The organism is Methylobacterium sp. P1-11, assembly GCF_008329595.1.
In the GTDB taxonomy this organism is placed as follows: domain Bacteria; phylum Pseudomonadota; class Alphaproteobacteria; order Rhizobiales; family Beijerinckiaceae; genus Methylobacterium.
The window spans coordinates 176,605-192,674 of sequence record NZ_NPKS01000004.1; the positions used below are offsets into that span (position 1 = coordinate 176,605).

Sequence of the window (16,070 nt, forward strand, 5' to 3'; positions counted from 1 at the left end):
CGCTAGCACTGAACATATCGGGTCAATAAGCAACATTCGGCGCACAATATATTCTGAATACGCCGGAGCAGGCTGGCCGAGCCGGTCCGAGGCTAGGATCGGTATGCGCCCGGGAATGGAGACAGCTCGGCCCTATCGGCGCGTGGCGGACGACGAGGTCGCGAGGAGTGCTGACAGTGTTGAACCGACAAACAAGCGTGAAGCGACGGGCCCAGACTGGGGGACAGCGACCGGTCCGCTTGCGAGCGACGGAGGCAGAACAGCGGGCCGTCGCTGTCGACCAGACGCGACCAGGCGGTGCGCGGGCTTCTCAACTGGATCGGCAACAAGCGAGCTCGCGCGAAAGAGCGCGCGACATCAGTTCACGAGCCCGGTTCCGGGCCCGACCGGCGAAATTCCGGGGGAAAATTGTTGAGGATTCGCCAGAGTTCATAGCCGGCCGAAACGGTCTCCATCCGGATCCAGCCGCGCACTTTGGCCCCCAGCGGAATGAACGCGACGTCGGGCCATGCGGGTTTGCCTGGATCCTGCTCGACCAGGACCCGGAACAGGCCGCTCGTTTGCGCCGAGGGGTCGACCGCGCGCACGCGCCCGTCGAACATGCCATGGGCCACCGATGGCCAGCCGCTGAACTGAATGGCGGGCCAAGCTTCGAAGGCGAGGCGCACGGGCTGGCCAGCGTGGATCAGAGCGACGTCGCGCCCATCGACCATCAATTCCACGACGCGGGCCGGTGCCAGGGGTGCGAGGGTGGCCAGGATATCTCCCGCATTCACCAGGGTGCCGCCGGCGGCCGCATTGATGTGCAGGATCCGGCCGTCGCGCGGAGCGCGGACGAGCTGCGCCGATTGGCGGTTCACGGACACTTCGAGCCGGCTCAGCTTAGCCTTGGCCGCGGCCAAGCGCGCGCGCTTCTCCGCCACACGGATCTGAGCGGCCTCGAAGTTACGCCGGGTCACGAAGCCTTTCTCGGCGGCCTCGCGAGTCTGGCTGACCTGACTTTCAGCAACCTTCACCGCCTGTTCGGCCGCCGCGATCTCGGCCTCGATCTGCTCGCGCTCGGCGGCGAGCCGCTGCAGCAGGAAGGGGTCGTTGTCGGCGAGGCGCGCGATCGGATCTCCCGCACGAACTCGCTGGCCATCCTCGACATACCAATGCTCGACCCGCCCCTGGACAAGCGCCGTGATCGCCTGGACGCGATCGGCCGGGTTCGGTGCGATGACGCGCCCCGCGCCGGCCGCGGTCTGCACCCAGGGTACGTACAGGAGGATCAGCACGGCGAGGCATGTCCCGAGGCCGAGCATCCAGCCGAGGGCGACCGCTGCCCGAGGCGGCCTGAGGGTCCGCAGCGTCGCAAAGTGATGCAGATGTTCAGGCCGCGACAGCATGATCCCTCTCCGGCTGCGTGGCTTGATCACGCCGCCCGTCGCGGTCGGCGGCGCGCACTTGCTCGCGCGGGTCGAGCCGGATCCGGCCATCGTGGAGCGATTGTCCAGGTCGCCGCGTGAGATGCAGCACCGTCGTGCCCGCATCGCGGAGCCGTGCGAGCGCTGCCGCCACGCGGTCCGGGGGCAGCAAATCGTAGAGCGGCGACAAGATGAGAAGCTTCGGCGGGTCCAGAAGGGCGGCGCCGAGCTTGAGAGCCATGATTTCGCCTGTCGAGAGCGGCCGGCCGGATGACGACAGCGGCGTGTCGAGCCCGAGGGGCAGGCGCAGGATGCGCTCGAACAGCCCGACACGCTCCAGGCTGTCGTGAATCGCCGCCGCGCTCTCGTCGCCGGCCGCCGACAGGTAAGCGCGGATCACTATCTCGGGGAGCACCGGACGATCCAGGATCAGGATCCCGGAACGCAGGCTGTCCGGATCGTACGCGGCAATGTCGGCTCCGCCGATCATCACCGATCCCCGCTGCGGCCGAAGCTCCTGCCGGAGCAGCGCGATGATCGTCCGCTCGATCTCCACGTCAGCGGTCGCGGCCAGGACTTCGCCGCTCCCGACCGCGAAGTCGAAGCGATAGCCCTCTGCCTCGATGTCGCGCAGGCGCAGGGCCCCATCGCCCAGAGGCGCACCGCCTCGTCGGCCCGGGTCCTCCTGCTCGATCCCGTCGAACAGCGACAATTCGTGGAGCGCTGCGACAAGCTTGTAGAAGGTCTCCGCGTGGGAGCCCAGTTGCGAAATGCCGTAGAACGCCCCGGACAGCACGAGTTCCGCCGCCACGAGCTGGCCGTGCGACAGCTGGCCCTGCAGGATCAACCATCCGCCCATCGCCAGCAGCGCGGCGCTCGCTACGGCGTAAACCAAGAGGAATCCGACGGTCTGCGCGAAGGTGTGGCGGAAGTGGCGGCGATGCGCCCGCACATAGGCCGCCGTCATCGTCTCGGAGCGCGCGATCGCGAACCCGAGCTGATGGCCGTCTCTGTAGAAGCCGTTCGCGCAGCCGACGCTCTGGAGCCAGCAGGCGGTCTCATGCTTGGCGTGGCTCAGCGCCGCGGCCGACCGGAGCGCCGGTCCAGCCCAGAGGAACCCGATGCCGAGCAGCAGGAGGGCGACGGCGACATTGAAGGCGAGAAAGAAGGGGTGGTAGAAGCTCGTCAGGACAAGGCCGATCCCGGATTGCAGGAGGATTGCAAAACCGCCGATCAGGATCTGTGGCACGGCCTTCTGTACGGTGACGAGATCGAAGAAGCGATTGAACAGTGCCTTGTGCTGAACGTCATCGACATGCGGATTCTTGGCGTGGACGGTGCGCACCGTGACGTCCGCGACGATCCTGGCGAAGACACGCCGTTCGAACAGCGCCAGCACGTGGATGCGGGCTGCGCTAAGGATCACCGCGCAGAGCAGGAGCCCGAGCAGCAGCCCGGACAGGACAAACAAGGGGGCCGGCAGCGCCGTATTCGCGACTGAATTGATCAGGATCTGGACCGAGACCGGAGTTGCAAGGCCCAGGAGCGCGACGACGCCCCCGTAGATGATCGCCAGCCAAAGGAAGCCGGCCTCCGGCTTCAGGAAGCGCGCGGTGAGCCTCCACGCTTCCGGGACGGTCAGAGGCTTGTGTCGAATCGCATTCATGGGTCGCAGGCTTTCCAAAGCAGGCCGAACTTGTGCGCGCGGCATCACGGCTTCGGCCGGCTGCGGTGCACCGCCCTCAGGAGACGGGTCGCATGTCGAAGTCCGGCGACCCGGATCGCGCCACGGATCGGCACTCCCGAGACACCGGTCTCGGCCGGGCTGTGATCTGCCACGGGGCGCAAAGTGGATGGAACGGACGATCCGCAGACGGCCCACGGCGGAGGCTGCGGGGACACGCCCGCCGCGGAGGGATCGGGAGGCCGGTCTGCCACGACGTCTTGGTGGGGCGGACCGGCCGGTTGTCGTCCTGTGCCGGGGAAGCGGGTCGAGGGTCTCGCTTCGCTCAGCAGCGGTAGCCGCCCGATGTCTGGCCGTATTGCTGCGTCGGGAAATGCTGCTGATCAGCATTGCCCTCCTGGGCCGAGCTTCTCCGGCAGCCACCCGCGGACAGAAGCGGTGCGTCCGGGAAGGCGACCGCGCCGGTCGTCAACCCGTCCCAGGTCGTGTGCGGCAGCGGACGCGTCCGGGAACCGACCGGTTGATCGGCGAAGGCGGCGATCGGCGCAGTCGCGCAGAGGGCGATTGCAAGGACCAGACGCGTTGTGTTCTTCGAAATGCTCATGGTTCGTCTCCGTTCCAATTCTTGACGATATCGGTACGCGTGGGGATGAGACGAGTATGAACGCCGGATAGATCGACAAATCATTCCGCCTCATCCACGTAGAGGATCTGGCGACGACCAGATCGGCGAACAATGCCACGAAGCCAATGATGGCCATTGCCAAAATAAATAGGCATCCAGCAGATGCCTGGCGCAAATACGATTTAATCCCGAAGACCCGCAGTTCGACTGCTCAGAAATGTGCGCTTCCTCACGCGCGCGCACCGACGCGACCCTTGATGAATCAGGCGCACAGCAGGGGTACTTGCGGGACCACCGGCGAGATTTGATGTCTCGGCCATGCCGGGTCCGCTGCTCCCCTTCGACCTCGACTTGCTGCGCACGTTCGTCGCCATCGTCGACAACGGCAGCTTCACGCGTGCGGCCCAACGACTGAGCCTGACCCAATCGACCGTGTCGCTGCAGATCAAGCGCCTGGAGGACGGTCTCGCTCGCCGCCTTTTCGACCGGGACGGCCGGGAGTTGAGAGTGACACCCGATGGCGAGATTCTGCTCACCTATGCGCGGCAGATCCTCGGGCTCGGAGCCGAGGTGCTTTCACGCTTGGTCGAGTCGGAGGTGTCGGGCGTCGTCAGGCTCGGGACGCCCGAGGATTTCGCGACCACGCACCTGTCGGAGGTGCTGGCATGTTTCGCGAGGTCCCATCCCCAGGTCGCACTTCAGGTAAATTGCGACTTCACCCTCAATCTGCTCGATGATTTCGGCAAGGGCCGCTACGATTTGATCTTGTTCAAGCGCGAGCCGCAGGGACCGACCGGCGGGACCAAGGTCTGGCGGGAAGTGCTCGATTGGGTCGCCTCACCACGCGTAGTCGTGGAGACCGGGAGCCCGATTCCCCTCGTTCTCGCGCCAGCTCCCGATGTCTATCGTAAGCGCGCCCTGTCGGCGCTCGATGCCGCCGGACGCGAGTGGCGTATCGTCTACACCAGTCCGAGCTTGGCCGGATTGCAAGCTGCCGTCCAGGCAGGCCTCGGCGTGACGGTTCTGCCGACGGAGATGATCCCAGCGAACATGATCTCCGTCTCTGCCGGGCTACAGCTTCCGAAGCTGCCAGACACCGAGATCGTCCTCTATCGAGCACCCGGCCACGTCTCGCCGGCCGCCGAGCTGCTGTCCTCGACCATTGTCGCCGCCCTGGAGCAGGTCCGACCTGGCGGAAAACCTTGATTGCTGCTTTCAAGCCAGGCTGATCACCGGAAACGGCAGGCTGTGTCGAGATCGGAATCGTTTGCAATGCTGAGATCAGCCGGCCTGAGTGCGGCAAGGGTCGAGGCGAACAGAAACCGGATCGGGCCCTGGTCACCGGCACACGACCGCTCGGCCGCATCGATGCGGGTTCGTCGTCGACGAAGGCTGGTCCAGATGCGTGGCGGATCGGGATTCGAAAAGCCTGCCATCGATGGCGATCGAAACCGAGAGGTTTCCGGAAGCGAGAGGACCGTCCGCAAGCGGGACGAGCAGGAACCCACCCGCGTTGACCACGCCGGCATGCGGAGAGCGGGGCCCCTTCGAAACCGCCTGCGGTGTCTCTTAATCCCGCACGCTGCGCATGGGTCTCCCGCAGTATTGCTGCTGGGGCAGAACGAGCATGAATGCCGCCAATGTGCATCCCTTTCCCGGGTCTGTGCGTTTCAGAGACGAGCAAACCGGTGTTCGGTATGTTTTCTGACACATAGGAGGCAATGATGCTGCGCGGTGGATTGCTGTGGCTTTTAGGGATTCCGCTGCCGATCATTCTGCTGTTGTGGTTCTTCGGCGTATTCCACTAGGCACGGGCGGGCTGGATTCATGCCCTACACGGTCGAAATCACAACGCCTCCGGCGCAGACCGATGGCGGCGAGCAGGCTGCGCGAATGTACCAGCTGCCGGACCCGTTCAGTACGCTGGCCGAAGCCAAGGATGCGGCCATCGCGCACATAACGGGGCTCGGGCTCGATCCAGCTTGTGTCCTCTACAACGTGTTCGATCGCGAGGGCTTCACGGTCGCATCGAATGCGCAAGAGCCAGCTGAAACCGGATGACCTGCGGCCATGGGCCAGCGCTCTGCGGTCTCCAGTGTCCCCGCCGCGCCGATCCTAGCGCGGCCGCTCCGGCGGAGCGGCCCGAGGTTGTGGGAGGAATTGCCCGCCGGAAGGGCTGAAGAAGCGCGACGCCGTCGCGGTTCTACACAACCGATCAAAGCGCCCACCCTGCAGCGCATAACGACCAAAGGGGTGTGCGCGGGTGCATGGATGATGCTGCGCTTCTGCTGAGGAGCGTTTTCACGCGGCAACTCAGCCTCCCGCAACATCGCGCCGCTGCGATCAGGCTCGCTCACTCTGAACAACAGGCTTATTCCATCAACTGAACGAGCCGACCGCCGGCAGATCACGCTCAGCTGTGAGCCGCCGCTTGGTAATCTGTACAGGCGGGAGCCGCGCCATCGCATCTTTATAGCGGGGCGCAACGGGCTCGGGTACCGGGGCGACGTCCGTCGGGACGCGGTCCTTCGTATTCGACAGAGGTACTCCGAGCGGTACGGGGCGGGCCCCGAATGTGCGACGCAACAGATATAGGGTGCGATGCGGTAGATCGCGCGTTCGCGCCGCGTTGGTTCAGCGTTCCGTGAGACAATCGCTCATTGAGGGGAGCACCCGATGCAGATACCCCTGCTGATCGCGTCGTCTCGCCGATCGCTGGGGGTACGCCGCTGGATGCTGCCGGTTTCGTTGGGCCCCAGTACGTTCGGGTGGGGCACCCGCCGTCCTGCATGCGCACCGCTCGAGACGCCTGCGGCCGAGGCACGTCCTCGACCAGACCCGGTCTGATCCATATCCTGCGCGAGGGCGGAATAGGAGGCTACGCCCAAAAGAGCGGCCATTGAGGCGCGAAGCCATATGCGCATGTAAAGCTCCGACAGCCGAGCATATGAAAATGGAATCGTGAAAATTAGACCGATCAAGAACAGTGAAGTTCCTGGCAGATGGTGCGACAAATATTACTGCCTCTGAAGCGTTGCCGTGAGATATTGTTGGATTTCGCACCGTCGGGGCGGCATGCGAGCGGGTCGGGATCTTCGCTCAACCCTAGCTCCGTAAGCTCGGCCGGAGCCTACAACCCGAGCGGGAAAAATCGTCTGAACCTTTGACGTCAAGAGCTATTAACCCAGATCAAGGGCGGTTCGAAGGCCGCTCATCCCTGAGATGCTCAGATCCGTATCCGGCATGCGCACCATCGCCTCGCACACCCCATCTTACGGCTCCTCGCATGACCCGGTCCTTCATGGAGTCGCCGACGGCTTGGCGGACCTTTTCCCGCTGGTCGAACAGCCAGACCGCTTTGTAGACGACGCTGACTCGACGACTGCGCCCTCTCATGCGCCGGAATGTGCATCAGAGGCAGAGGCCTGACGGCGACGCTATCTTCAGGGCCCACACGCTCCTGTCCGACGCCAACCTGCCTGCGCACGACTTTCCGCGCCACTAGCATATGCGCCGCGGCGCCGACTGGGCGGCAGAGCAGATCAACGGCCCATTAACCATCAGGGCCCAGATCTACAGGTCGGCGGAACGCGAAGGAGGCCGAGGCCTCTGAATCACCCGTCTGTTGCCCGAGCCATCGCAGTGGAAGAGATGACAGCGACGATCCTGACCGAGAGGGTGCGGGCGATGAAAGCGTCGGGCACCGCCAAGGCCTCTGACGAGATGGTTGCCGACCATCGAGCTTGCGCGGCATGGGCCGGGGCTCGAAACGCATCGCGGCGTTCGTCATGACGGCGCATCCAGCCCCGCTCTGCGAAGTGAAGGTGGATGCCATCTGGCGCACATTCAGTGTCAACGAGGCACAATTGCACTTCCGGGACGCGATCAAGCGCTGCCCGGCCTGCCACGGTCGGGTGACCATTCTCGGCACCTATGGCCTCCAGCCGCGCCTGGCGCTCTCGCACCGTCGATCGCATGATGGGTGCCCCTCGAACATACGACACTACCGAGGCGTGCAGAGTCGGCATCCGCAGCCAGTCGACTAGGTTCAGTAATACCGCCCGACGCAAGACTGGGTCTTCTCACGCTCGCGACCACGGCCTGGCCAGGGTCGATTAGGGCGTCGGCAGGATCAGGGTCACGGCCCTCCGGGACTCGATCGCGGGCGGCGACGCGCCCGGCGGCCGACACAACAGCAAGAACGCACAAGACCACGCTGCCGCGTCGCCACGATCACCGCTGCGGCCTTCCGCACACCGGTCGCGGGCTATCCTCTATCTAGGCGCGAGCCTGCGCGGTGCTATCAATCAGCGTTGCGGAGACGGCTCCGCGGCTGCCGCACCCGGCTCCGGCTTTGGGCCGCCGGCCGGCGGGCTGCCATGCGCAACGGCCTGAGCCACCAGCCACTCACCGAGCCTGAGCGCGGCACTCCAATCGAAATCTGCGTAGGCATGCTCCTCGTCGCCGTGCATCGTCAGCGTGATCCCGTCCCTGCCGGCCTCAGCCTGAATGTCGCCCGAGCGAAAGCGAGCTTCTACGTGGATGCTCTCCCTCATCGCCTCACTCCCATCTCAGCCGCGCTGCTAAATTGTTGCAGCCTGTCTTGTACGTCCATTCGGCGCAGGTCCAGTTATCCGGACAGGCTGTGGAGACGACATGCTCTGGATCAAGAGGGGGCGAAAACTTGACGATCAAGTTCCTGCCTCGTCGGCGCGGCGGAGGCCGACCGACCCCGCGATGCGCGAGGTCACGGGTGGCAAGCATTCTAGGGGTTAGGCGTCCCGCTGATCGAACGTCGTCCGGTCCCGGAGGACCACCCCGGCGACATCGTCACGTGTTTCAATGATTAACTCGGCCGCTGTGTGGATCGGGCTATGCCGCTTGGGTCCGAGCAGAACCTGGATGCACCGCTGCCGCCAGCGCCCAGCATCCTCAAAGGCGCCGCCGCAGCCTTGCCACCTGCGCTCCGGCACCCTGAAACCCGATGCACGTACGGATCCTGCGCCGTGAAAATAGACGCCAAGACCCGCCGCCCGCGCAAAGCGGGCAGCGGGCCGAGCGTGCGTTGCACCTCGCTGCAGACGAATGTCAGCGCGGCATAGAGCGCATCGCCTCGCGGGGCGTACGCTCCACGGCCTTGGCGGTTCGGTTCGACTGCGATCTGGCAAAGCGTCCGCTATTCCAGACCAGGTAGCCGAGGCCGGCCGCCACCCCTGCGAGCGTGGTGATAAGAGCGACCTCGCTCGACATGACCCCGGCTGCAGCGCCCCGCCGACGGGACTGAAGGGCGTTCGTCTTCGCCCGCACGAAAGCCCGTGTGGCAGCCGACACCTCCTGAGGCGCGAGAAGCCTCTGGGCTGCCGGGATCAACTCATGAACGTGGCGGTGCAGGTGCTGATCCACGAGGAAGGTGACATCCTCGAAGGTGTCAAGCCAACCGGCCGTCCCGGTCCTGCGACGGGCGAGCTGCCGGAGCTGCCGCCTGAACTCCGCGTGGCCCCCGTGCAAGTCTTCGATCAGCGCGCGTGTCTGACTTTCCCGGCTCAAGGGGCCGTAGAGGCTTGCCTCGAGTCCGATCGCATGCAGCTCAAGCTCATCCATGAGATCGGCGAGCATCTGCTCCCGGCTGCCGACCGCGCGGGGATCGTTGAGAGCGTAAGGGATCTCGCGGATCAGGCCACCGATATTTTCGTGGTCGCGCTCGATGAGCTGCCAAATGTCCATGCATATCCTCCTTGCCGGCGGTTCAACTACCAGCTTCGAACCCCCTTCTCCGGCTGAGCGTTCCTGATCGAGGTCGCGCCGGCCCGAACCGCCTCTCGGGAAGGCGCCTCCGGATGCGGCGAGGACGGGCCGAACGACCCTTCTCGACCCGTCTCGTCATCCGGCATCCACCCTATGTTGCCCCGCTTTCCGGCGGCCGTTCCCGGGTCGGGATACCGGGCACATAATCGCCCCGTGCCCGAATGGGCGACGGTTCGGCGCCGCCACGGACGCTCCCCGCGCCGCGGCGGTGCTGATCCGACGCCGGGCGCTCGCGATCCGTCCGTCACAGATCCGATCATTCGAGGCGGCCATGCCTGTAAGATGGCACGCTGGAGCGAGCGGCAGCACCAAGCTTGGCGGTTGCATGCTCCCGGAGCGTTCCTGGCATGCCAAGCTGATGGTCGTGAGAGCGATCCGTCTGCGCTAGGCAGGCCCCTCTCTCCCAAGACGACCCCTCTGAGCCCGCTCGGCACCCGCTGGAGCGGGTTCTTTTTCGTTAAGCGCGCCGCCGTACCCCACATTCGCGGCGCATGCCGCTCCGGATCCAACCGATTTCCCGGCCGCCGTGCGACCCCACGACGGCAGCAAGCCGAGACTTCACGGATGAAGACGCTTTCCCTCCTCGCCGCGGCGATGATCGTGTGTGCAGCCCCAGCGCTCGCCCAGGATGACCGGTCCGGTGACGGCTGCGAAGACCCGCAGACCACAGGCGCTCTGCCCGCGCAGCTGCGCAAGCCGGCCTTCATGGGACCCTTGTCGAACAGAGTGCAGGTGACTCCACCTGAGGAAAGTTGGCAGGAGCAGGCTCAGGAAGGAGCCGAGCGACGCCGGCGGGAAGAAGCTGAGGGCTGTCCGGTGGATTGAGGATCGGGCCCGGGTTTCACAGCATCGATCTGCGCGAGTCGGCCGAACTGGACGAACCCAGGGCGAGCGCGTGCGAATCTGGCAGCATGATCATCGAGCCGAGCGCGCCGATCCGCGTGGTGTTCAAGCGCGGCTCGGGCCGCCGCACCGAGGCCGGTCAGGTCTGGGGTTTGCCAGTCTGGACGTGCGCCAGGACGGGCGCGGGCCGGTCAGCGACCGACGTCCATGGCGTGCGTGACCGCGTGCTCCTCGCCGGAGCGCGTCGATCAGGTCGGCTGAGCGCGCCAGCTGAACTGCGGCTGCCGCCTGTGCTGCCCTGAAGGGCGGAACGGGCCTGTGCCCGCGATCCAGAATCTCCGAGAACGGCACTTCGATCAGGAACGCGTCGCTGTCGTCCGAGATCTGGAAGGCCTGGCGGGCGGAGTTCACCGTCATGCGGACCAGTTCGGCGCCCATCTCCGGAACGGTGTGGCGGGCCTCAGGATAGGCCGCTTCGAGGCTGGGGAACTCCAATCCCGCGCTGTCCCGGTCCAGTTTCTTCGGCCCGCGCAGATGAAAGTAGAACCACGGCGTCGGCTGCTCACTTTGAAACGGCCGCCTTTGGCAAAACGGCGCGGATGCGTTCGGACCGCCGCTGTCGCTTGGTCGATGCGTAGTTCATCGGCCGTGCAGGTCGCCCACCCAGCGCGCTTCTTTCGCCCTGCTGAAGATCTATTGCGCCAGATCCCGAGCGCCCGCCGATGCATCGGCCGGGCTGCATCACCCGGCTCGTATTAGCGCCCGCTCCAGGAAGGCCCATATAAGGAGCATCCCTCCGCGCAATCCTGTGCCTTGGGCCACGAAGCAGAGGCCGAGATGGCACGCGAACTCACGACCGGCAAAGCGCAGGCTGTCACGCCTGAGGATTTCAACGCGCGCGTGAAGCGCCTCCTCGCCGACAAGCCGGATCCGCGGAAGGCGGAGCCGAGGACGAAGGGCTTCAAGAACAGCAAGCCGCCTACGAACGACTGACGCATCGCCTTCAGGTCCATCCCAGGGGACCGGGCAGCCAAATCATCGTGGCGCGCCCGGTCCGCCCCAACCAGATCGCGTCGCTGGGCAAGTGTCGGACCGACGCCCGACGATCGGGTGAGGACCTGCCGTCGAACCCCGTCGGTCGCGGTGGGCGACCATCACGGCCCTTCCGATTCACCCGCGGCGGGCTTCCTGCGCTGCGTGATTGTGGTCGACCATAACGAACCTGCGAGAGACGCGGCGGCATTTCGCAATCCCTGGGTACCCGCCTTTCCCTTCGACCAGGCTGACGGAACGCCGGACAGCTTGTATTTCGGCTGCGTAGGTCCGGGGACGGAGCTTCGTCAGGCTCGCGCGGCGCCACACCGGAGCGATCGCCGCACGCCCACGATGAGATTGGCGGCGCTGGCGGGTGCAGGTGGCTGGCATCGTCCGGACAAGACTGGCATAGCATGGCGATGACCGACAAAGTTCCCCATCCCTACTCCATCGAGGTCTCGCCGCTGGCTAAACCGGAGGGCCACTTCCAGTGGGCAATCCGCAAGAGCGGCAAGCTGATCGAGCGGTCCGACCGGCCGCATCGCAGCGAGGCGAAGGCCTTCGAGAGCGCGATGGAAGCCGTTGAGCGAGCCTTGAAGCCGGGCGCCGACGGCGGACGCCGCTGAGCGCGGACGCCGTCAATCCAGGTCGACCGGGCAGACCTGCCATACGGACGTGATTCGCTTCGGGGTGGCGGCGGGCAGGCACGCCGCCCACACGCCGCACGCCCCCGCGTCGCTGCCTATGACTTCACCGCGGTCAGTTCGGCCAGGGCGAGATCGATCGCCTGGATAAGCCGCGTGGTGGCCTCAGCGACGGCAGGATCCGGCGTCATCGCGATGACCGCGTGCTGCAGGGTGCGGAACTGTTCAAGACGAACAGCCGGATCGAGCCCTCGAGCAACCGCTGATTGCACGAGCCCCTGGACAAATTCGCGTGCGAGATGCTCGTCGAAATCCCGCAACGTCCTCATCTCCGCGGGCCACTAGCACCTGCCCCTCGCACGCTCGGCCCGCGTGGAGACGCCCGCCTGCCAACGCGCCAGGATTAACGAGAAACCGATCCTGTCAGCGCGCAAACAGGGCCTCCGCGATCTTAACAGCAGAGCGCCCGTCCTCGGCCACGGCATCCGCGCCGACCGCTGTCGCACAGGCAGGCTCCCGCAGGAACTTCGGACCACCGACCATAACACGAACGCCCGCGTTGCAGGACGCCACGCGCAGCTTACCCACCAGATCGGTCAAAGCCGGCAGGAGCGCATCGCAAGACAGTGAGATACCGATCAGATCGAATCGTTCGGTCTGGACCAGGGCAGCGGGATCGCAATCCTCTCCGCTCGACAAAACCACGCTCCAGCCTGCTTCGCGGAAGAAACTTGCGACGAGCGCGAGGCTGAAGAGGTGGGTCTCTCCGGGGGAGGGCATCAGCAGGACGCGGCGTCCGTTCGCCGGCACGTCCACACCTTCCAGGCGGGTGCACAACACGCGGGTGAGGCTTTGCAGACGGCCAAGCGCGACAGCGACATCGAGGAAGTTGGCTTCATCCTCCTCCCAGAGCCGTCCGAGGTGACGCGCGGCTGGGGCAAACAGGTCGAGCAGGAGAGCCTCCAACGTGAGATCCTCCTCCAAGAGTGCGCGAACCCACTCTCCGTCGGGATCGCTCCCTATCAGAGCCTGAGCGAAGGCGACGACGCGTTCAGGCGAGGGCGCTTCTGATGCCGGTGCGCGCCGCCCCTCTTGGTGTGCGAGCACGAGGCGCGGAAGGATCTCAGCCTCGATGACCCGGGCGAGGCCGGCATGGATGTATGCCATGTTGCGCCAAGCCGTTGCCTGGCCAGGGCGATAGCGTCGGTCGAGGCTCGCACTTGCACCGTCGAACCCAGCCGCATCCAGCATCGGAACCCTCCAACTGCTGACGCACTATAGATCTCTGCGCGACGGCAAGGCAACTTGGGTTACGAAATATAACGCCACTTCGCAGCGCTAGCTTTTCGCTCCGGCCGGGCGGCCGTATCGGCACGGTTCGCTCGGACACGCACGTTCCGAACGCGCGCCAGTGGGGGATCTTGGTGAGCGCGTGCAGGCTTCACCACCGACTCGGGAATTGGACAGTCCTGAAAGCTTTGCGATCCGCAATTGACGACTGGCGCTAGTGTATTCTAACCATAGATAAACTGCTTCAATAGTCCTGAGACGCTATGATTTTCAGCTCAACCGATCGGCTTCCGCCGTCATCGGAATCAGAGAGGCAGTCGAGCCTTCGGCCCGCCGTCTGAGTCAGAGCGAGTCCTGTGCCGCGCTGCCCCCCGAGCATTCGCAATCGTGCTAGGCAGTCCCACAGACAGAATGCAGGTTCGTGGCGCGAGGCCCCCTCGGGCGGCCTGTGAAGCGGGGACAGCAGGATCGTCAGGTGGCAGGTGCGCCTGGAACAGTGCAGGCGTGGTCTGCCGCGCCTTGGCGGGCGCCTGGACACGATAAGCGAGCTGGTTCGTTTTGGAGCGACCGACGAATATTCCTTGCACGCGGCTCGGCTCAGCCAAGACGTTGAACGCAGAGAAGCCGCTCCCTGGGGAACGGCCTCGAAGCTCGTCAGAGGCAAATGAGCGAGGCTCAAGCGGCCTGCAGGCTGCCCGCGGATTGCTTGCCGCTGCGACGGTCCGTTTCCATCTCGTAGGAGACCTTCTGGCCCTCGACCAGGTTGCGCATGCCGGCGCGCTCGACAGCGGAAATATGGACAAATACATCGTTGCCGCCGTCATCCGGCTGGATGAAGCCGAAACCCTTGGTGTCGTTGAACCACTTAACGGTGCCGATGCTCATAGGTATTCCGTATCTATATAGGCGAACGAAAAATTCGAACGCATGCATCACATGCGTCCGGTCTCTGGTCGTCGAAGATGGGAGAGATGCAGAGCGCTCGCCCTGTTGAGGCGATACGGCCGAATGTCTGGCCAAAAATCGATCTGTGACTTCTACGCTCACCAAGGCTCAAGCACAACTCGAAATCCGACTCTCCGAAAATCAGGCCCGGAGAGGACGCCTTAAGCGTACGAGCTACGCTGTCTCGGAGGATGTTTCAGTCAACCCGTTCGGCGCAATGTGCGCATTCATACGCGCAGGGGCGCTGGGAACGGGGCAGCCGCTCTTGAGATGATGGGCATCATTCAGATGGTTGGCTCATGCCGGAGGGCGATCGAAGCCGCCGCGCAGGCCTTCAGCAGCGGCGCTGCCGTGGAGGATCTGGCCCATCGCGCCACCCTCACAACATGGCGCTCAATCGTCCGAGCAGACCGCGGGATCAAACACCTGGAAGCGCGCCAGGATGCTCCGTGGTCCCCGGCAAACCATTACGCCCGCACGACGATTTTTAGGCTGCGCTGTTCCAGGACTTGAAGCCGAAAACCGCCGAGAGCAAGGCAAACAAAAAGCCCCGCTCAATGCTTGGCGGGGCTTCGAAAACTTTGGTAGCGAGGGAGGGATTTGAACCCCCGACACAAGGATTATGATTCCTCTGCTCTAACCAGCTGAGCTACCCCGCCCCGTGCCGCGCGTCCGCAAGGACGATGCGTGCAACGGCGGCGGTATAGGGAGAGCGGATGCACCGTGTCAACGGTTCTGCGTGCGCAAATCGCGCATCCGTACCCGGCGCGATTGAGGTCCGGCCGATCGCGGGAGGGAAAGGCCCGGCTGTCACCGGAATCGACCGGTGCCGATGCGCGGGCCGTGCCGGGTTCCTCTGAGCCCGCTACGCTACGGCGCGGGCCGCCCGACGGCCCGTCAGATCGTGGAGCGTTCGATGACAGCGCGTAAGAGCCATCGCTGGAGCACCAGCCTCGTCGCCCTTCTCGTCCTCGGAGTGCCGCTCGTCGCAGGCCCGGCGATCGCGGCCGGTGAAGGGGTCACCTATCGTGCGGCCCTCAACGGGAGCAGCGAAGTCCCGGCGACCACGTCCCCCGGCACGGGCGAGATCACCGCAACCTTCGATCCCGGCACGAAGCGCCTCAGCTGGTCGGGCCGCTACAGCAATCTCTCCGGCCCGGTCACTGCCGCCCATTTTCACGGCCCGGCCAAGGCCGGCGAGAATGCCGGCGTGCTGGTTCCGGTGACGGCGGCGAGCAGCCCCTTCTCCGGCGAAGCCACACTCGATGAGGCCAAGGCTGCCGATCTCGCCGCCGGCAAAATCTACTTCAATCTCCACACTGCCGCGAACCCGAAGGGTGAACTCCGCGGCCAGCTGGAGCGCGCACCCTGATCCGGACAGGCGAGAAGCCTCGACGTTCGCCATCGCGCCCGGTAGGCGGATCACAACCTCCTGCCGGAGCATTCGATGAAGCAGATCGACGCCATCATCGCCTGGACGCCCGCACGCTGGGCTGAGCTGAAGCCGGACACCGCCGGGCAGGTCGTCGTCCTGCCCGCACCCGACACGGCCGGAGAGGCGAAACGGTACATGATGCGCGCCGGCGCCAGCTCGTCGGCCATGGCAGCCCTGTCGGAGGAGGCGCGGATCGCCCGCCTGTTCATCGATTTCCAGACACTCGTGGTGCGCGACGGGATCGACCCACAGGCGGCGCATCGCGCGTTCCTGGCGATCGACGAATACCGGTTCCGCATCGCCCCCGACACCGAAGGCGCGGAATTCGAGGATCCCCCGGAGGAAGATTAGGCGTCCG

Annotated in this window: 16 protein-coding genes and 1 tRNA gene; 8 read left to right on the forward strand and 9 right to left on the reverse strand. The window is 65.2% G+C overall.

Annotated elements, in window-relative coordinates; translation table 11 throughout:
- Positions 1-362: 362 nt before the first annotated feature.
- From CIW48_RS06140 to CIW48_RS06150, 3 genes are all read right to left on the reverse strand, one after another.
- Positions 363-1,388 (reverse strand): HlyD family efflux transporter periplasmic adaptor subunit, encoded by a 1,026-nt coding sequence (locus tag CIW48_RS06140; RefSeq protein ID WP_149309994.1) that lies wholly within the window; start codon positions 1,386-1,388, stop codon positions 363-365.
- Positions 1,372-3,072 (reverse strand): ABC transporter ATP-binding protein, encoded by a 1,701-nt coding sequence (locus tag CIW48_RS06145; RefSeq protein ID WP_149309997.1) that lies wholly within the window; start codon positions 3,070-3,072, stop codon positions 1,372-1,374. The genes CIW48_RS06140 and CIW48_RS06145 overlap by 17 nt, the downstream gene beginning before the upstream one ends.
- 343 nt (positions 3,073-3,415) lie before the next feature.
- A complete protein-coding gene (locus CIW48_RS06150) occupies positions 3,416-3,694 on the reverse strand; it encodes a hypothetical protein (RefSeq protein ID WP_149309999.1) in 279 nt (92 codons plus the stop codon).
- A 339-nt stretch (positions 3,695-4,033) separates the two neighbouring features.
- Here CIW48_RS06150 and CIW48_RS06155 point away from each other — a divergent pair, with 339 nt between their 5' ends.
- Together CIW48_RS06155 and CIW48_RS06160 are read left to right on the forward strand one after the other, a co-directional pair.
- On the forward strand, positions 4,034-4,921 hold the full coding sequence (locus tag CIW48_RS06155; protein ID WP_149310002.1) for a LysR substrate-binding domain-containing protein: 888 nt from the start codon (positions 4,034-4,036) through the stop codon (positions 4,919-4,921).
- A gap of 621 nt (positions 4,922-5,542) precedes the next feature.
- The gene (locus CIW48_RS06160; protein WP_149310004.1) at positions 5,543-5,776 is read left to right on the forward strand and encodes a hypothetical protein; all 234 of its coding nucleotides are present in this window, start codon (positions 5,543-5,545) and stop codon (positions 5,774-5,776) included.
- 2,246 nt (positions 5,777-8,022) lie between these two features.
- On the opposite strand, the gene CIW48_RS06175 is transcribed toward CIW48_RS06160, so the two are convergent.
- Both CIW48_RS06175 and CIW48_RS06180 read right to left on the reverse strand, forming a co-directional pair.
- On the reverse strand, positions 8,023-8,271 hold the full coding sequence (locus CIW48_RS06175; protein WP_149310006.1) for a hypothetical protein: 249 nt from the start codon (positions 8,269-8,271) through the stop codon (positions 8,023-8,025).
- A 532-nt stretch (positions 8,272-8,803) separates the two neighbouring features.
- A complete protein-coding gene (locus CIW48_RS06180) occupies positions 8,804-9,439 on the reverse strand; it encodes a hemerythrin domain-containing protein (RefSeq protein WP_149310008.1) in 636 nt (211 codons plus the stop codon).
- 645 nt (positions 9,440-10,084) lie between these two features.
- Here CIW48_RS06180 and CIW48_RS06185 point away from each other — a divergent pair.
- The 4 genes from CIW48_RS06185 to CIW48_RS06195 all read left to right on the forward strand — a co-directional run bounded on the left by CIW48_RS06185 (position 10,085) and on the right by CIW48_RS06195 (position 12,024).
- Entirely contained in the window at positions 10,085-10,345 is a 261-nt protein-coding gene (locus CIW48_RS06185) for a hypothetical protein (protein ID WP_149310010.1), read from the forward strand.
- Positions 10,346-10,431: 86 nt separating this feature from the next.
- A complete protein-coding gene (locus tag CIW48_RS06190) occupies positions 10,432-10,665 on the forward strand; it encodes a hypothetical protein (RefSeq protein ID WP_149310012.1) in 234 nt (77 codons plus the stop codon).
- 535 nt (positions 10,666-11,200) lie between these two features.
- Positions 11,201-11,356: a hypothetical protein gene (locus CIW48_RS33155; protein ID WP_173009189.1), complete on the forward strand. Its 156-nt coding sequence runs from the start codon at positions 11,201-11,203 to the stop codon at positions 11,354-11,356.
- 461 nt (positions 11,357-11,817) lie between these two features.
- On the forward strand, positions 11,818-12,024 hold the full coding sequence (locus tag CIW48_RS06195; RefSeq protein ID WP_091777655.1) for a hypothetical protein: 207 nt from the start codon (positions 11,818-11,820) through the stop codon (positions 12,022-12,024).
- Between the two features lie 116 nt (positions 12,025-12,140).
- Here the strand turns inward: CIW48_RS06195 and CIW48_RS06200 are convergent, their stop codons facing one another.
- The 4 genes from CIW48_RS06200 to CIW48_RS06215 form a co-directional block, all read right to left on the reverse strand.
- On the reverse strand, positions 12,141-12,362 hold the full coding sequence (locus CIW48_RS06200) for a hypothetical protein (protein WP_149310014.1): 222 nt from the start codon (positions 12,360-12,362) through the stop codon (positions 12,141-12,143).
- 103 nt (positions 12,363-12,465) lie between these two features.
- A complete protein-coding gene (locus CIW48_RS06205) occupies positions 12,466-13,293 on the reverse strand; it encodes a cobalamin B12-binding domain-containing protein (RefSeq protein WP_149310016.1) in 828 nt (275 codons plus the stop codon).
- A gap of 714 nt (positions 13,294-14,007) precedes the next feature.
- Entirely contained in the window at positions 14,008-14,217 is a 210-nt protein-coding gene (locus CIW48_RS06210) for a cold-shock protein (RefSeq protein ID WP_149310018.1), read from the reverse strand.
- Between the two features lie 642 nt (positions 14,218-14,859).
- A tRNA-Met gene (locus CIW48_RS06215) sits at positions 14,860-14,936 on the reverse strand.
- 257 nt (positions 14,937-15,193) lie between these two features.
- Between CIW48_RS06215 and CIW48_RS06220 the strand changes: the two genes are divergently transcribed.
- Positions 15,194-15,649, forward strand: a complete 456-nt coding sequence (locus CIW48_RS06220) for a CHRD domain-containing protein (protein ID WP_149310020.1) — start codon at positions 15,194-15,196, stop codon at positions 15,647-15,649.
- A gap of 75 nt (positions 15,650-15,724) precedes the next feature.
- Positions 15,725-16,063 (forward strand): hypothetical protein, encoded by a 339-nt coding sequence (locus CIW48_RS06225; RefSeq protein ID WP_149310022.1) that lies wholly within the window; start codon positions 15,725-15,727, stop codon positions 16,061-16,063.
- Positions 16,064-16,070: the final 7 nt, after the last annotated feature.

Excerpts from the sequence above, each read along its gene's own strand:
- CIW48_RS06225 (WP_149310022.1), top strand. The coding sequence starts at position 15,725 with ATGAAGCAGATCGACGCCATCATCGCCTGGACGCCCGCACGCTGGGCT.
- CIW48_RS06205 (WP_149310016.1), bottom strand. The coding sequence starts at position 13,293 with ATGCTGGATGCGGCTGGGTTCGACGGTGCAAGTGCGAGCCTCGACCGA.
- CIW48_RS06140 (WP_149309994.1), bottom strand. The coding sequence starts at position 1,388 with ATGCTGTCGCGGCCTGAACATCTGCATCACTTTGCGACGCTGCGGACC.
- CIW48_RS06180 (WP_149310008.1), bottom strand. The coding sequence starts at position 9,439 with ATGGACATTTGGCAGCTCATCGAGCGCGACCACGAAAATATCGGTGGC.
- CIW48_RS06155 (WP_149310002.1), top strand. The coding sequence starts at position 4,034 with ATGCCGGGTCCGCTGCTCCCCTTCGACCTCGACTTGCTGCGCACGTTC.
- CIW48_RS06150 (WP_149309999.1), bottom strand. The coding sequence starts at position 3,694 with ATGAGCATTTCGAAGAACACAACGCGTCTGGTCCTTGCAATCGCCCTC.
- CIW48_RS06145 (WP_149309997.1), bottom strand. The coding sequence starts at position 3,072 with ATGAATGCGATTCGACACAAGCCTCTGACCGTCCCGGAAGCGTGGAGG.
- CIW48_RS06195 (WP_091777655.1), top strand. The coding sequence starts at position 11,818 with ATGACCGACAAAGTTCCCCATCCCTACTCCATCGAGGTCTCGCCGCTG.
- CIW48_RS33155 (WP_173009189.1), top strand. The coding sequence starts at position 11,201 with ATGGCACGCGAACTCACGACCGGCAAAGCGCAGGCTGTCACGCCTGAG.
- CIW48_RS06190 (WP_149310012.1), top strand. The coding sequence starts at position 10,432 with ATGATCATCGAGCCGAGCGCGCCGATCCGCGTGGTGTTCAAGCGCGGC.
- CIW48_RS06185 (WP_149310010.1), top strand. The coding sequence starts at position 10,085 with ATGAAGACGCTTTCCCTCCTCGCCGCGGCGATGATCGTGTGTGCAGCC.
- CIW48_RS06210 (WP_149310018.1), bottom strand. The coding sequence starts at position 14,217 with ATGAGCATCGGCACCGTTAAGTGGTTCAACGACACCAAGGGTTTCGGC.
- CIW48_RS06220 (WP_149310020.1), top strand. The coding sequence starts at position 15,194 with ATGACAGCGCGTAAGAGCCATCGCTGGAGCACCAGCCTCGTCGCCCTT.
- CIW48_RS06160 (WP_149310004.1), top strand. The coding sequence starts at position 5,543 with ATGCCCTACACGGTCGAAATCACAACGCCTCCGGCGCAGACCGATGGC.
- CIW48_RS06175 (WP_149310006.1), bottom strand. The coding sequence starts at position 8,271 with ATGAGGGAGAGCATCCACGTAGAAGCTCGCTTTCGCTCGGGCGACATT.